We start from the raw sequence: 14,233 nt of genomic DNA on the forward strand, positions 1-14,233 counted from the left end.
GAAATCCATGATCGCATTTAGGAGTGTTCCGGTGAAAAACTCAACCCGATCTCAGGTTAATCCCTTTATTGTGATGGATGTCATGGAGGCCGCCCGCCGGGCCGAGGCCGCAGGCCGCCGGATCATCCATATGGAAGTGGGCCAGCCGGCCACCGGTGCGCCCAGCGGCGCAACGCAGGCGCTGGCCAAGGCGATGGAACACCAGTCTTTGGGCTATACGGTGTCACTGGGTCTGCCTGCTTTGCGGGCGCGGATTGCGCAGCTTTACCGGGATTGGTACAATGTCGATCTTGATCCGGAACGCGTGGTGATCACGTCCGGGTCGTCGGGGGCGTTTATCCTGTCTTTCACGGCCCTCTTCGATAGCGGGGATCGTGTCGGCATCGGCGCGCCGGGATATCCTTCGTACCGCCAGATCCTGCATGCGCTGGGGTTGCAGCCCGTCGATCTGCCCACGGCACCGGAAAACCGGCTGCAACCTGTACCATCCGATTTTGCTGGGCTGGATCTGGCCGGGCTGTTGGTGGCTTCGCCCGCCAACCCGACGGGCACCATGCTGGACCGTGCTGCAATGACAGATCTGATCACGGCCACACAGGCGCAATCAGCCGCATTCATATCCGACGAAATCTATCACGGGATCGAATATCAGGCCAAGGCGGTCAGCGCGCTGGAAATCACGGATCAATGTTATGTCATCAATTCGTTTTCCAAATATTTCAGCATGACAGGATGGCGCGTCGGCTGGATGGTGGTGCCGCCGGATCATGTGCGCACCATAGAACGGCTGGCGCAGAACCTGTTTATCTGCGCGCCCCATGCGGCCCAGATCGCGGCCCTCGCGGCACTGGACTGTGACGCGGAATTGCAAGCGAATATGGATGTTTACAAGGCGAACCGCACCCTGATGCTAAAGGGCTTGCCCAAGGCCGAATTTTCCCGCTTTGCACCGCCTGACGGCGCGTTTTACGTTTATGCCGATGTGTCGGATCTGACCAGCGACAGCCGCGCCTTTGCAGCGGAAATTCTGGAAAAAGCCGGTGTTGCCGTTACGCCGGGACTGGATTTCGATCCGGTGCGGGGGCATACGACGCTGCGGTTTTCCTATGCCGGATCCACCGAAGACATGCAGGAGGGTCTGGCGCGGCTTACCGTGTTCATGGCGCAGCGTGATGCCAGCAATTAATTAGCTTTGGACGATTCCATTCGCGGCCGTGCTCGGGTAGGATGCCGGCAAAACGCAAATGTGCGGCGGGCAGATGATCAGGCTTTTTCTTTTCCTATTGGCATTCGGCCTGTGGCCGCTCAGCGGTGTCGCGCAGAATCTGAGCGCGCTGGCGCGTGTCGATAGCGATCAAAGTGCCATCACGGACGGGTGGTGGGGCACCACCAATATCGATCTGCACCTTAGTCAGGCGGTGCCTTATCGGGTTTACAGCCTTGCTGATCCGCGCCGTCTGGTGATTGATTTTCAAGAGGTCGACTGGTCCGGAGTGTCGCAGGACGCACTGCTTGACAGCAAGCGCATCAGCGATGTGCGGTTCGGTCCGTTCCGGCCCGGATGGTCGCGCCTGATTGCCGATCTGACAGAGCCGATGGTTCTGGACAAGGCCGGGCTGGACACCGACATCACAACCGGAACCGCGCATCTGCGGATTACACTGCGAACAACTGACGCGGATACCTATGCCGCCCGGTCGGGGGCACCGTCCGATCTGCAATGGGCCTTGCCGGCGCCTGCCGATCTGCCCGCGCGCGCGCCGCGCACCGCCGATGATCCGCTGATCGTGGTGATCGATCCGGGTCACGGTGGCGTTGATCCCGGCGCCGAACGCGATGGTGATGTGGAAAAGGTTTTGATGCTTCAGTTCGCGCGCGAGTTGCGCGAGGTTCTGGTGCGTTCGGGCGGATTTGAAGTGGTGCTGACGCGGGATGCGGATGTTTTTGTGTCGCTGCAGGAACGCATCGCCATTGCCCATCGCGCGGGTGCGGATGTGTTCCTCTCGCTTCATGCGGATTCCCTATCGGAAGGGCAGGCGCACGGCGCGACGATCTACACGCTGTCGGACGAGGCATCGGACAAGGCAACGGAAGGTCTGGCTCAGCGTCACAACCGAGCGGATGTTCTGGCGGGTGTCGATCTGTCGGGGTCGGATGACGAGGTAACCGGCATTCTGCTGGAACTGGCGCGGCAGGAAACCAAGCCCAGAACCAAAGCGCTTGCGCGGGCGCTGGCGGACGCCATGGAAAAGGCGGGCGGACCGATGAACAACCGTGCCATCCGCCATGCCGGGTTTTCCGTGCTGAAAGCCGCCGATATCCCGTCTGTACTGATCGAGCTGGGATTTTTGTCAAGCAATCGCGATCTGGACAATCTGCGTGATCCGGAATGGCGCGCCCGTATGGCGCGCGGTATCCGGCAGGGATTGCAGGACTGGGCGGTGCTGGACGAGGCGGTACGTGACCTTGTGCGGCAATAACCCTGCTTTGTCCCGGATGCTACCGTCGGTTCCTTATTTTCGGCAAAAAGAAACGCGGCTTAATGACTTTGATATTATAGGTGGAGTGTGACGTGGCGGGAAATGGCCGCGCGCGCCACACTCGTGTTTTGACGCCCCGCATGTGGCACCCTATATAGAGGCAGTCCCCAAGGTAAGGCTGTGCGCGTGTTTCGATTCATCCTGTCATTTTTCGGTGCGATTTTCAGCGTTCTGACGCTAGGCATCGCCGCTGTTGCGCTGACCATCGGGGGCATCTTCTGGATGTATGGGCGCGATCTGCCCAGCCATGAATCCCTTGCACAGTATAAACCGCCCACGATCAGCCGGATTTATTCGGGCGAGGGCGAGATCATCGATGAATTTGCCCGTGAACGGCGTTTGTTCGTTCCGGCCGAGTCGATCCCAGATCTGGTGAAACAGGCGTTCATTTCTGCCGAAGACAAGAATTTCTATACCCATGCCGGTTATGACGCGCGCGGCATTGCGGCCGCCGGGTTCGAAGCGATCAAGACCCGCGGCAAGACCGTGCGCGGCGCATCGACGATCACGCAGCAGGTGATGAAGAACTTCCTTTTGTCGGGGGACCGTCAGGCAGAGCGCAAGATCAAGGAAATCATTCTGGCCGCGCGGCTGGAAGAAACCTTGGACAAAGAGCGCATTCTGGAACTTTATCTGAACGAGATTTTTCTGGGCCAGAATTCCTATGGCGTGGCGGCCGCTGCGCAGACCTATTTCAACAAGAGCCTGAGCGAGCTGGCACCGCATGAAGCGGCGTTTCTGGCCTCTTTGCCCAAGGCGCCATCGGACTATCATCCGGTGCGCGAAAAGGAGCGTTTGTTGGCGCGCCGTGATTTCGTGCTGAAAGAGATGTTCGAAAACGGCTATCTGGACAAGGAAACCTACGAGGCGGAACGCGCGGCGCCGTTGCGTTCGGTGCAGAATGGCGATTTCGAAAGCTTCCGCACTGCTTTGCCGCCGCGCGATTATTTTACCGACGAAATCCGCCGGCAGCTGAGCGAGGATTTCGGCGAGGGCGAGTTTTTCACCGGCGGGTTGACCGTGCGCGCGACCATCGATGCGCAGATGCAACCGATTGCGGCCAATGCCCTGCGGCGCGGTTTGGAAAAATATGACCGTGGAACCGGTATCTGGCGCGGCACCGGCAAGAAGATCGATCCGGCACTGTTGGCGAACGAGGAAAGCTGGCGCGCTGCATTGGCGAAGGTGAAAGTGGCGCGCGATGTTGACCTTGAGAGCCAGTGGTATCCGGCTGTGGTGCTTGAGGTGGGCAACAATGATGCGCGCATCGGCATCGAAGGTGTGGAAGACGACGCCGATGGCCATTTAATTCCGGCCAAGGATGTACAATGGGCGCGCAAGCGGCGTCCGGACGGATCGCTTTCCAGCAAGGCCAAGGTTGCAGGTGATCTGGTCGAGGTCGGCGATGTTGTTCTGGTGCGCCGGATGACGGATGACAGCGATGGCAGTTTTATCCGCTGGACCCTGCGTCAGGTGCCCGAAGTGCAGGGCGGCTTTGTCGCGATGGACGTCAATACAGGACGGGTGATTTCGATGCAGGGCGGGTTTTCCTACCAGCATTCCGTGTTCAACCGCGCCACCCAGGCACAGCGCCAGCCGGGATCTTCGTTCAAGCCGTTCGTTTATGCCGCAGCACTTGACAGCGGGTATTCCCCCGCGACGATCGTGATTGATGCCCCGATCGAGATCAACACACCCCAGGGGCTGTGGCGTCCGCGCAATGCGTCCAATCAGTATTACGGGCCAACGCCGCTGCGCACAGGTATTGAACGGTCGCGCAACCTGATGACTATCCGGCTGGCGCAAGAGGTCGGGATGGATGTTGTGGCGGCCTATGCCGAACGGTTCGGCGTGTACGACTATATGGGCCAGTTTCTGGCCAACGCGCTTGGGTCCGAAGAAACGACGCTTTACAAGATGGTGACGGCCTATGCGATGTTTGCCAATGGTGGCGAACGGCTGCAGCCCACGTTGGTTGACCGGGTACAGGACCGGTACGGCAAAACCATTTACCGCCATGACCAGCGCGTGTGTTCGGATTGTTCCGATCCCGACATTCGCAGCGGGCTGGGGCCGCGCATCGTGTCCAACCGCGACCAGATCATGAACGCGGTCACGGCCTATCAGCTGACATCGATGATGACCGGCGTTGTGGAACGCGGCACTGCCAGCGGATATGTCAAGCTGGGTGTGCCGGTTGCGGGCAAGACCGGAACCACCAACGATGCGCGCGATGTCTGGTTTATCGGGTTTACCAGCAACATCGTTGCCGGTTGCTACATCGGCTTTGACAGGCCGCGCCCGATGGGGCGCAGCGCGTTTGGCGGCGCAATGTGCGGTCCTGTGTTTCAGGAATTCATGACCGAGGCGACGGCCAAATATGGCGGCGGTCAGTTTGCCATCCCGCCTGGCGGGACATTCATCAAGATCGATCGTTTCACCGGTGCCCGCCTGCCGAATGAAGCGTCCGGCCCCAATGTTGTCGCAGAGTATTTCCGTGACGGGGAAGAACCGATATTCGGCCTGACATTTGATGGCGGATTTGCCATGGGATCGAACCTGCCGTTGTTCGAAGAAGTGATCGAAAGCGGACGACAGGTCACGACATCGTCCGGTGAAACGGCGGTGGTCGGACCCAAGGCGGATTTCGGCACGGTCAGTTCCGGTGGATTGTACTAGACCCATTTAAGCGACCGGCACCGCTTGCCCGCGCTGCGGGGCTGGTTTATCACCGCATTTCCATCACTCTAGGACAGGTTATTGCCGGATGCGCGCAGACGCCCAAAACACTGTGGATCAAATTCAGAAGTCGCTGGACCTGCTGGGGCAGCGGCTGGATGTCGAAACGGCACCGTTCCGGCTGGAAGAATTTGATGCCCGCGTTGAAGATCCGAACCTGTGGGACAACCCCGAAGCCGCGCAAAAGCTGATGCGGGACCGGCAGGCGCTTGTGGACGCGATGGAGACCTATTCCAGCATCAAGCAGGAGTTGAGTGACAATATCGAACTGATCGAACTGGGCGAGATGGAGGACGATCAGGACGTTGTTGCCGAAGCCGAGGTCGCACTGAAGGCGCTTGCGATCAAGGCCGCGCAGAAAGAGCTTGAGGCGCTGCTGGATGGCGAAGCCGATGCAAATGACACGTTTCTGGAAATCAACGCCGGTGCGGGTGGTACGGAAAGCTGTGACTGGGCCAACATTCTGGCACGCATGTATGTGCGTTGGGCCGAACGCAAGGGCTACAAGGTTGAACTTCAGTCCGAAAGTGCGGGCGAAGAGGCCGGGATCAAATCGGCGACTTACAAGATTTCCGGCCTGAACGCCTATGGCTGGCTAAAATCGGAAAGCGGCGTGCACCGGCTGGTGCGCATCAGCCCGTTTGACAGCGCCGCCAAGCGGCACACGTCATTCTGTTCGGTCTGGGTGTATCCCGTTGTCGATGACAATATCGAAATCGAGGTGAATCCGGCTGATATCCGGATCGATACCTATCGCAGTTCGGGCGCGGGCGGGCAGCATGTGAACACCACGGATTCGGCGGTGCGCATTACCCACCATCCGACCGGGATCGTAGTGACATCTTCGGAAAAATCGCAGCATCAGAACCGTGATATCGCGATGAAGGCCCTGAAGTCGCGCCTCTATCAGATGGAACTGGACAAACGCAACGCAGCCATCAACGAAGCCCATGAAAACAAGGGTGACGCAGGCTGGGGCAACCAGATCAGATCTTACGTGTTGCAGCCCTATCAGATGGTCAAGGATTTGCGCACCAACTACGAAACATCCGATACCAAGGGCGTGCTTGACGGCGATCTGGACGGGTTGATGGGGGCCACACTGGCGTTGAATGCCAGCGGCAAATCCCGTGCCGAGGCGCGCGGCGCGGACTGAACGCCACCACACAAGACCGATCAGCATTGAACATCTTTTCGGGATGTTGCGCTGCGTGGGCGCGGCTTCTATCGTTCGCTGAACTTTAGAAGGGGATGTGGTGTGGACGTGCTGAACACGACGGCGTGTGATCTTTCCGACCGGTTGGACCGCAAGGAGATCAGTGCAGAAGAACTGATGCGCGCCACGCTGGCGCAGATTGACCGGATCAATCCGGACATCAACGCCATTGTTGCTTTGCGCGACGCCGATGACCTGCTGGCCGAGGCGCGGGCAGCGGATGCAGAAATATCGACTGCGCCGCGAAAAAGCGTGCTGCACGGCCTGCCCATGGCTGTGAAAGACACGGTCGAGGTGCAAGGCATCCGGTCTACCACCGGATCGCCGTTGTTTGCCGATCATGTTCCACAGACGGACGAGGTGCTGGCAGCACGGATGCGGGCGGGGGGTGCGATATTCATTGGCAAAACCAATGTGCCGGAATTTGGCATGGGCTCTCATACGTTCAATCCGATCTATGGCGCGACGCGAAATCCCTATGCGCCGGACCGCAGCGTTGGCGGATCCTCGGGCGGGGCTGCTGCGGCGCTGGCGACGCGGATGCTGGCGCTGGCAGACGGGTCTGATGCGATGGGCAGCCTGCGCAATCCGGCGGCATGGGCCAATGTCTACGGGTTCCGCCCGACTTGGGGGCGGGTGCCCAACGAACCGGCAGGCGATATGTATCTGAACCAACTGGTGACGGATGGACCGATGGCGCGCTCGCCTGCGGATCTGACAGCACTGCTGGATGTCATCGCGGGGCCGGACCCGCGCCAGCCGCACGGGATGGCCCATACCGCGCTTGGCCCGCAACTGGAGGCACCAGTGCGCGGGCGGCGGATCGGATGGCTGGGGGATTGGGGCGGCGCCTTTCAGGTCGAACCGGGAATCCTTGATATCGGGCGTGCGGCCCTGAACGTCTTTGTCGCTCAGGGCTGTCAGGTCGAAGAGGTACCGGCACCGTTTTCCGCCAGCGCCCTGTGGGACAGCTGGTGCGCATTGCGGGGCTTTGCGCGCGCCGGGTCGATGCGGGCGCTTTATGAAGACCCGGCCAAACGGGCGCTTTTGAAAGATGAAACCCTATGGGAAATCGAAAGTGGCCAAAATCAAAGCACGGCCGATATTTATCGTGCCAGCGAAATCCGGTCAGACTGGTTTCGGGCGGCAGCGGCGCTGTTTGAAACCTATGATGCGCTGATCATGCCATCTGTGCAGGTCTGGCCGTTTCCGATCGACTGGCGGTATCCGCAGGGCATCAACGGGGTCAAGATGGATACCTATCACCGCTGGATGGAATGTGTCGTGCCGGTCAGTCTGATCGGGTTGCCCAGCCTAAATATTCCTGTTGGCTTTGGCGCGACCGGATTGCCCATGGGCATGCAGATGTTCGGGGCGTTCGGTGATGATCTGGGCGCGCTGCAACTGGGCCACGCCTATCACCGCGCCACGGATTGGCCGAATACTCAGCCGCCAAAGATGTAACGGGCATTTCAGCAGGGGCTTGATCTTGGGGCGCGAACCGTTTTTTCTGTCGGTAACTATGGCGGGTGCGCGCGAAAAGGCACTGATCGCGCGGGGAGGCGCAACATATGGCAGAGACACCTGAGCTTGGCGTTCCGCCACTGGCCCCTGTCAACGGCGCGATGCTGCGCGAAGCTTTGGCGCGTGGATGGCAGGATATCCGCCGCGCCCCGCTTTACGGGTTGGCGTTTGCGGGGTTTTATGTCCTGGCCGGCTGGGCGATTGCGTGGATCACTTATCAGACCGGGCACACGTTCTGGCTGGTTCTGGCGGTGATGGGCTTTCCGCTGATCGGCCCGTTTGCCGCTGTCGGCCTTTACGAGGTGTCGCGCCGTCTGGAGGCAGGAGAGCCGCTGGACTGGAGCGGTGTGTTCGGAGTGATCCTGCTGCAAAGCAAGCGGCAACTGCCCTCGATCTGCGCGATCATCATCGTGATTTTCATGTTCTGGTTCTTTCTGGGTCACATGATTTTTGCGCTGTTCCTTGGCCTGTCGACGATGACAAACGTGTTTTCATCCCCTGATGTTTTCTTAAGCGCGAACGGCATCATGATGCTGACATTCGGAACGATCGTGGGCGCGGTCTTTGCGCTGATCCTGTACATGATCACGGTGGTGGCCCTGCCTTTGCTGCTGGACCGCGAGGTTGATTTCGTCACGGCGATGATCACCAGTTTCAAGTCCGTCGTGGCCAATCCGGTGCCGATGCTGGCATGGGCGGCGCTGATTGCCGGCATCACGTTTCTGGCGCTGATCCCGTGGTTTGTGGGCCTTCTGGTTGTCTTGCCGCTGTTGGGTCACGCCACATGGCATTTGTATCGCCAGATGGTCACAATGGCCGTCCCTGCGGAGTGACGGGCAGGGGCGGTAATCACCCCCGGTATTTCCGGCAAAAAAGGTACTTGCTGTTATTCTTCGCGGCCCTGCGCCACAAGCCGGGCATGAAGCGCGCGCGCATCTGCGTGGTTCTGTTCCAGGGCATAGACATAGGCATGGGTCAGGAAAAAACAGGCGGCATCCAGATCCGGTGCGGTATCGGCCGCCTGTGTGTAAAGCGGTACCAGCGCCAGACGGTCATCCGCGGCGTGGGCCTGTAGCAAGCGCTGGTCCAGAGCATTCATGGCGCGTTCCCTATTCTGCTGCCTGAGCCGGCGCGCTGATCGCATCGCGGTGCGCAATCACCTGTGTGGCGACCCAGTCATGAAAGTTGTGGGTTGGCCCGTCCATCGCGGGCGAGAATTTTCCGCCATCGAATCCGGAACCAAGCCGCCCGCGCTGCATGCCTTCAACAACAAAGACATCTTCCACAAACACGCCTTTCCACAGGGCGGCGTTGGACATGCGCATTTCGTCGCTTGTGTCGGGCTCTGCATAATAAAGATGCACGTGTTCGATGGTGCGGTCCTTGGCTTCGGGGACAAGGATGATCGCGAACGCATGATCGCGATGAACGCCAAGAAGTACGTTGGGATAGGCCGCGACATATTCGGCCGCTTCGTTCCATTTTGTGCCGACATCGGGGAAATCGGGGAACACGGCCCCGTTTTCGGCCTTGAGCTGTCGATAGACCAGCGTGCCCTGGCCTGAAAACTTGCCGGGTTCTTCGATGTTGTAGTGGTCTTCCAGCCGGGAGTAGCTGTTGAGGCCCGGATGGACCCACGGCAGGTGATAGCTCTCGCAGTAGTTTTCCACCGCAAGCTTCCAGTTGCAGTTCACCTCAAGCTGGAAACGGCTGTTGGGGCCGCCGTGATACATCGGCTTGTCAAAATCGGCCCAACGTTGGATCAGATCGGCAAAGGCCTCTTCAAAGGCCGGTGCGTCACCGCTGAGGTTGATCCAGACGACATCGCGCCAGACATGGCTGTGCACTTCAATCAGGCCCAGCAGGGCACGATCAATATCGGCGTGGGTGTTGTGCCCCGGTCCGCCGACATGGGGCGTGCTGACCAGCTTGCCTTCGGTGGAATAACACCAGCTGTGATAGGGGCAGCGGATCGCGCCTTCGATCTTGCGCGGTTCTTCGACCAGGATCATGCCGCGGTGGCGGCAGGTGTTCTGAAACACCTTGATTGCGCCCGATTTGGCGTGCACCAGCAGCAGCGGCATCCCCAGAAAGGTCATTGGCACCGCATCACCCGGTTCCGGCACATCGGCAGCGACGGCCAGTCCGGCCCATTGTTTGGCCAGCACAGCCTGGTTTTCTTCGGCAATCACCGCATCGTCGATGTAATGGGCGTTGGGCAGGCCACGGGCTTGCGCGATGGGGCGGCGCACCGCGCTCAGATCGGTAAAGGTGGGATTCATGAAAGGCGACTCCGAAGGCAGGCGCAGGCGCGCGTTGAACTATCGGAGGACTTTACGGAAAATGCCTGTATCGGCTTGTCCGAAGGCGACGCGGTTTTGCCACAGGCGACACGCGGAGATCTATTGAAACGGTTGATCCAGTTGCAGCAGGCGACGATGAAACGGCAACAGATCCTCGACACCGCAGAACCCTGTATCGCGCGCGCATTTCAGCGCCGCGGCCGTGCCTGTTCCGATATGTTCATAAACCATTCGGGCAATCCGGGTGCTGGTGACGGATTCGCGCACGGTACGCGTGGCGTATCCGACCCAGAAATTGTTTTCGTAGGACGGCACGCGGCTGAGATAATTGAACGAACATGTCATCGAATTGCGACGCGATACGAACGCTGCAACCCCATCTTCCTGATGCATGACAAAGCCACGGAATTCACGGTTCTTCAGATCAAAAGGCAGGCCTTGCTGGCGCATGGCTTCTTTGGGTTCGTAGCCACGGATGTAAGTGTTGCTGTCTTTTCTGAACACAAGCACCAAACCTGTCAGCATCAGTTCTTCGTTCACAAAGCTGCGGCGCGAAAAACGGTAGAATCCGTCCGGGAACATTTCTGTTGTCACATTTCGGACGCTGTCGCCCAGAAAGTCGCGCAATACCGGAGTGTTGAACAGTTCATGATTGCCGTTCAGTTGCGCCACCGGTTCCAGCAACACCCGTGCATCGACGTTGAAAAACGCGCAGATGCGGGCCAGAACATCCGGCCGGGGAAAGCTTTCGCCGGACAGGTAACGGTTGAACTGGGTTCTGTTGATGCCCAACTGGCGCGATAACTCCGAAATGGACGGGTAGGCGCTGGCAAGATGACGCAAATTAGCGCCAAACATATTGCGTAGCTCAGCGGGCGATCGTGCGGGTTTTGTCATCTTCAGTTCTTTTTAACGGGCGTAATATAGATCGGATAGTGCCGGTCGCGGGGTGTATTCCACAAAAAGCAATCAGTTCTTACAGTTTTGACGCTAATTAGCGTCGCACATGACGCCAGTTCGCGACACAACCCTAGCGGTGCGGACACAAAATGCAAGAGGGCGACACGGTATTAGTAATGTTGTTTCGGCAGGTGATCATGAAAACTGAAAGGGAATTTTAATCTGGGAATGAACATGATTGGCGTAGTACTTTGGAGCGACACGACAGATCGAAAAGCGGTCATCTGGTGCGAGGACCATGGCGACCTTGCGTTCTACACCAGATCGCAGGATTCATCCGCGCAGGATTTCCTGATGGACGCGGGTGATCTGGTTCAGTTTGATCTGACGGTGGACCGACATTTGCGTTACGCCCATAACCCAAGGCTGGTCGCGGACGGGCTGTACCCTGATCTGGCAGGAACGCTGACAGATGTTTCCGGCGCGCAGCCAGCCCGCACGGAATCCGCCGAAATCGTACCCTTCAAGCCGCGCGGGATCGAGTTTGCCGGACCTATGCTTGAACATCCGGCCGGGGACAGCGGATTGTTGCCGCCAGCCTCGGCCAATCAGTAGGTTCCTGATCTATTCGCCGCGGGGCAGGGCGGCGACACCGGTGCGCGCCACCTCGACCAGACCCAGGGGGCGCATCAGATCGGCAAAGGCGTCGATCTTTTCAGGCGCGCCGGTAATTTCAAAGATAAAACTGTTCAGCGTGCTGTCGACCACGCTGGCGCGGAAAATGTCGGCAAGGCGCAGCGCTTCGACACGCTTGTCACCCGCGCCGGCCACTTTGAACATCGCCAGTTCGCGTTCAACCGACGCACCTTCGACCGTCAGATCGTGAACTTCATGCACCGGTACGATCCGGCCCAGTTGCGCCTTGATCTGATTGATCACCTGCGGTGTGCCGGATGTGACGATGGTGATGCGCGACAGATGTCCTGTGTGATCCACTTCGGCGACGGTCAGGCTGTCGATGTTGTAACCGCGCCCTGAAAACAGGCCGATCACCCGCGCCAGAACACCTGCTTCGTTGTCCACCAGAACAGCCAGCGTGTGCTTTTCCTCGACATCCGAAAAGTTCGGGCGCAGGTTGTAGGCCGAATGGCTGGTTGCGCCTTTTTTGATTTTGAGAGCAGACATTTATGTGCCTTTCCTGAAGTTCTTTTGCCGGTCGATCCGGCTGTTCCCGTTGGGTTTCCGATCAGGAAACGCGTCTAAACCATCACCGATCCCTTGGCGTCGATGACGCCCTGGGTTTCGGCCTCACCCAGCAGCATTTCGTTATGCGCCTTGCCGGACGGGATCATCGGGAAACAGTTTTCATGCTTTTCAACCAGACAGTCGAAAATGACCGGCCCTTTATGGTCGATCATCTCCATGATCGCATCGTCCAGATCAGCCGGATCGCTGCACCGGATGCCCTTGGCCCCGAACGCTTCGGCCAGTTTGACGAAATCGGGCAATGCCTCTGACCAGCTTTCCGAATAGCGCTCGCCGTGCAGCAATTCCTGCCACTGGCGCACCATGCCCAGACGTTCATTGTTCAGAATGAACTGTTTCACGGGCAGGCGGTACTGAACGGCCGTGCCCATTTCCTGCATGTTCATCAGCCAGCTTGCTTCGCCTGCGACGTTGATCACCAAGGCATCAGGATGGCCCATCTGCACGCCGATGGAGGCGGGGAACCCATAGCCCATAGTGCCCAGACCGCCCGATGTCATCCAGCGGTTGGGATCTTCGAAATTCAGGTATTGCGCGGCCCACATCTGGTGCTGTCCCACCTCGGTACAGACATAGCGGTCGCGGTCCTTCGTCAATGCTTCCAGCCGCGCGAGGGCGTGTTGCGGACGGATCACCTTGCCTGTTTGCTTGAACGCAAGACAGTCCACCTTGCGCCATTCATCAATCTGGGCATGCCATTTGGCGATGCCTTCGGCATTGGTTTTGCGGCCGCGCGCCTTCCAGACTTTCAGAATATCTTCCAGCACATGGGCCACATCGCCCACGATTGGAATGTCGGTCTTGATCACCTTGTTGATCGAAGACGGATCGATATCGATGTGGGCCTTTTTCGACTTCGGGCTGAACGCATCCAGACGTCCGGTGATCCGGTCGTCAAACCGGGCGCCGATGTTGATCATCAGATCACAATCGTGCATCGCCAGATTGGCTTCGTACAGGCCGTGCATGCCCAGCATCCCCAGCCAGTTCTTGCCCGACGCCGGATAGGCGCCCAGACCCATCAGGGTTGAGGTGATGGGAATGCCGGTCGCATCCACCAGTTCGCGCAACAACTGGCTGGCCGCAGGGCCAGAGTTGATCACGCCGCCGCCGGTGTAGAACAGCGGTTTCTTGGCTTTTTCCAGCGCCGCCACCAGTTCGGTAATCTCTTCCATATCGCCCTTGACCTGCGGCTGGTAGCGGCTGGTCTTTTGTTTCGGGCCTGTATAGCTGCCGGTCGCAAACTGGACGTCCTTGGGGATATCCACAAGAACCGGGCCGGGGCGTCCGGCGGTGGCAACGTGAAACGCTTCGTGAATGACTTCGGACAGTTTGTCGGTCTCTTTCACCAGCCAGTTGTGTTTGGTGCAGGGGCGGGTGATGCCAACAGTATCGGCCTCCTGAAAGGCATCGGACCCGATCATGAAGGTTGGTACCTGTCCGGTCAGAACGATGATCGGGATACTGTCCATCAGGGCATCTGTCATACCGGTTACGGCATTGGTCGCGCCGGGGCCGGATGTCACCAGACACACACCCGGCTTTCCGGTGGCGCGGGCATAGCCTTCGGCGGCATGTGCCGCGCCCTGTTCGTGGCGCACCAGAATGTGGCGAATATCGTTTTGCTGAAAAATCTCGTCATAGATCGGCAGCACGGCACCGCCGGGATAGCCAAAGACTGTATCCACACCCTGATCCCTGAGGGCCTGGACAATCATTTTCGCTCCGGTCATTTGACGTGTCAT

General features: G+C 58.9%; 12 protein-coding genes. 7 read left to right on the forward strand and 5 right to left on the reverse strand.

Going from position 1 to position 14,233, the window contains the following annotated elements:
- The first annotated feature begins 31 nt into the window (after positions 1-31).
- From OLX72_RS14665 to OLX72_RS14690, 6 genes are all read left to right on the forward strand, one after another.
- Positions 32-1,186, forward strand: coding sequence for a pyridoxal phosphate-dependent aminotransferase (locus OLX72_RS14665; protein WP_114872306.1), 1,155 nt, complete (start codon positions 32-34; stop codon positions 1,184-1,186).
- A 73-nt stretch (positions 1,187-1,259) separates the two neighbouring features.
- Complete coding sequence (locus OLX72_RS14670; protein WP_114872305.1) at positions 1,260-2,480, forward strand: N-acetylmuramoyl-L-alanine amidase; 1,221 nt, start codon at positions 1,260-1,262, stop codon at positions 2,478-2,480.
- A 186-nt stretch (positions 2,481-2,666) separates the two neighbouring features.
- Positions 2,667-5,219, forward strand: coding sequence for a penicillin-binding protein 1A (locus OLX72_RS14675; protein WP_433988965.1), 2,553 nt, complete (start codon positions 2,667-2,669; stop codon positions 5,217-5,219).
- An 88-nt stretch (positions 5,220-5,307) separates the two neighbouring features.
- On the forward strand, positions 5,308-6,435 hold the full coding sequence (gene prfB, locus OLX72_RS14680; protein ID WP_114870587.1) for a peptide chain release factor 2: 1,128 nt from the start codon (positions 5,308-5,310) through the stop codon (positions 6,433-6,435).
- 102 nt (positions 6,436-6,537) lie between these two features.
- A complete protein-coding gene (locus OLX72_RS14685; protein WP_114870586.1) occupies positions 6,538-7,959 on the forward strand; it encodes an amidase in 1,422 nt (473 codons plus the stop codon).
- 107 nt (positions 7,960-8,066) lie between these two features.
- Positions 8,067-8,852, forward strand: coding sequence for a DUF2189 domain-containing protein (locus tag OLX72_RS14690; RefSeq protein WP_433988966.1), 786 nt, complete (start codon positions 8,067-8,069; stop codon positions 8,850-8,852).
- A gap of 53 nt (positions 8,853-8,905) precedes the next feature.
- Here OLX72_RS14690 and OLX72_RS14695 read toward each other — a convergent pair whose 3' ends face one another.
- From OLX72_RS14695 to OLX72_RS14705, 3 genes are all read right to left on the reverse strand, one after another.
- Complete coding sequence (locus tag OLX72_RS14695) at positions 8,906-9,118, reverse strand: hypothetical protein (protein WP_114870584.1); 213 nt, start codon at positions 9,116-9,118, stop codon at positions 8,906-8,908.
- Positions 9,119-9,128: 10 nt separating this feature from the next.
- Positions 9,129-10,301 carry an aromatic ring-hydroxylating oxygenase subunit alpha gene (locus OLX72_RS14700; protein WP_114870583.1) on the reverse strand — a complete coding sequence of 391 codons (1,173 nt, stop codon included), beginning with the start codon at positions 10,299-10,301 and terminating at the stop codon, positions 9,129-9,131.
- A 120-nt stretch (positions 10,302-10,421) separates the two neighbouring features.
- Positions 10,422-11,219, reverse strand: a complete 798-nt coding sequence (locus OLX72_RS14705; protein ID WP_433988967.1) for a helix-turn-helix domain-containing protein — start codon at positions 11,217-11,219, stop codon at positions 10,422-10,424.
- A 237-nt stretch (positions 11,220-11,456) separates the two neighbouring features.
- Here OLX72_RS14705 and OLX72_RS14710 point away from each other — a divergent pair, with 237 nt between their 5' ends.
- A complete protein-coding gene (locus tag OLX72_RS14710) occupies positions 11,457-11,837 on the forward strand; it encodes a hypothetical protein (RefSeq protein ID WP_162798065.1) in 381 nt (126 codons plus the stop codon).
- A 9-nt stretch (positions 11,838-11,846) separates the two neighbouring features.
- Here OLX72_RS14710 and ilvN read toward each other — a convergent pair whose 3' ends face one another.
- Together ilvN and OLX72_RS14720 are read right to left on the reverse strand one after the other, a co-directional pair.
- The gene (ilvN, locus tag OLX72_RS14715; protein WP_433988968.1) at positions 11,847-12,407 is read right to left on the reverse strand and encodes an acetolactate synthase small subunit; all 561 of its coding nucleotides are present in this window, start codon (positions 12,405-12,407) and stop codon (positions 11,847-11,849) included.
- Positions 12,408-12,481: 74 nt separating this feature from the next.
- On the reverse strand, positions 12,482-14,233 hold the full coding sequence (locus OLX72_RS14720) for an acetolactate synthase 3 large subunit (RefSeq protein ID WP_433988969.1): 1,752 nt from the start codon (positions 14,231-14,233) through the stop codon (positions 12,482-12,484).

Origin of the sequence: Sulfitobacter sp. TBRI5 (assembly GCF_051013555.1) — a bacterium.
GTDB lineage: Bacteria > Pseudomonadota > Alphaproteobacteria > Rhodobacterales > Rhodobacteraceae > JL08.

Excerpts from the sequence above, each read along its gene's own strand:
- OLX72_RS14690 (WP_433988966.1), top strand. The coding sequence starts at position 8,067 with ATGGCAGAGACACCTGAGCTTGGCGTTCCGCCACTGGCCCCTGTCAAC.
- OLX72_RS14720 (WP_433988969.1), bottom strand. The coding sequence starts at position 14,233 with ATGACACGTCAAATGACCGGAGCGAAAATGATTGTCCAGGCCCTCAGG.
- prfB (WP_114870587.1), top strand. The coding sequence starts at position 5,308 with ATGCGCGCAGACGCCCAAAACACTGTGGATCAAATTCAGAAGTCGCTG.
- OLX72_RS14705 (WP_433988967.1), bottom strand. The coding sequence starts at position 11,219 with ATGACAAAACCCGCACGATCGCCCGCTGAGCTACGCAATATGTTTGGC.
- OLX72_RS14670 (WP_114872305.1), top strand. The coding sequence starts at position 1,260 with ATGATCAGGCTTTTTCTTTTCCTATTGGCATTCGGCCTGTGGCCGCTC.
- ilvN (WP_433988968.1), bottom strand. The coding sequence starts at position 12,407 with ATGTCTGCTCTCAAAATCAAAAAAGGCGCAACCAGCCATTCGGCCTAC.
- OLX72_RS14710 (WP_162798065.1), top strand. The coding sequence starts at position 11,457 with ATGATTGGCGTAGTACTTTGGAGCGACACGACAGATCGAAAAGCGGTC.
- OLX72_RS14695 (WP_114870584.1), bottom strand. The coding sequence starts at position 9,118 with ATGAATGCTCTGGACCAGCGCTTGCTACAGGCCCACGCCGCGGATGAC.
- OLX72_RS14700 (WP_114870583.1), bottom strand. The coding sequence starts at position 10,301 with ATGAATCCCACCTTTACCGATCTGAGCGCGGTGCGCCGCCCCATCGCG.